Origin of the sequence: Allosphingosinicella deserti, from assembly GCF_003012735.1 — a bacterium.
Taxonomy (GTDB): Bacteria; Pseudomonadota; Alphaproteobacteria; order Sphingomonadales; family Sphingomonadaceae; genus Allosphingosinicella; species Allosphingosinicella deserti.
The window spans coordinates 1-889 of the sequence record NZ_PXYI01000025.1; the positions used below are offsets into that span (position 1 = coordinate 1).

1 pseudogene is annotated in these 889 nt (G+C 65.5%); it reads left to right on the top strand.

Going from position 1 to position 889, the window contains the following annotated elements:
- Positions 1 to 64 precede the first annotated feature (64 nt).
- Positions 65 to 889: pseudogene (locus C7I55_RS27625) on the top strand (IS3 family transposase); the annotation flags it as partial.

The window sequence follows — 889 nt, forward strand, 5'->3', positions numbered from 1 at the left end:
TGACGTGACCCCCGTTTTCTCCTCCAGTTTGAGCTAGAGTCCGGCCCAATGAAGGGACGGATGGATGAAGCGGAAGCGGTTTTCGGAAGAGCAGATCGTCGGCATCCTGAAGGAGGCCGAGGCAGGGGCGGTGGTGACGGAGCTTTGCCGCAAGCACGGCATGTCGGGTCCGACCTTTTACGCCTGGAAGGCTAAATACGGTGGGTTGGAGGTGTCGGAAGCGCGCCGGCTGGTCGCACTCGAGGATGAGAATGCGCGGCTGAAGCGGCTGCTTGCCGATGCGATGCTGGACAATGCAGGTCTGAAGGACCTGCTTTCAAAAAAGTGGTGAGCGCGGCCGCCAGGCGTGAGGCGGTCGCGCATCTCAGAACGGCGTTCAAGATGAGCGAGCGGCGAGCGTGTGCGGTGATCGGCGCGGATCGGACGAGCGTCCGCTATCAGGCGCGTCGTGCTGACGATGGCGAGATCCGCGACCGCCTTCGGGAGTTGGCGGCGGAGCGACGGCGGTTCGGCTATCGACGGTTGCACGTCCTGCTCAGGCGCGACGGAATCGTGATCAACCGCAAGAAGACGCAGCGCCTGTATCACGAAGAAGGGCTGACCGTGCGGCGGCGACGGGGACGAAAGCGCGCCGTCGGCGCGCGGGCACCGGCGCCGGTGCTTGCGCTTCCCAACCAGCGCTGGAGCCTCGACTTCGTGCACGACCAGCTTGCCACCGGGCGCCGCTTTCGCGTGCTCAACATCGTCGACGATGTCACCCGGGAATGCCTGCGCGCCGTCGCCGACACGTCGATCTCGGGCAGGCGGGTGGTGCGTGAGCTGACCGATCTGGTCGCGGAGCGCGGCGCGCCCAGGATGATCGTCAGTGACAACGGAACGGAGCTCACGT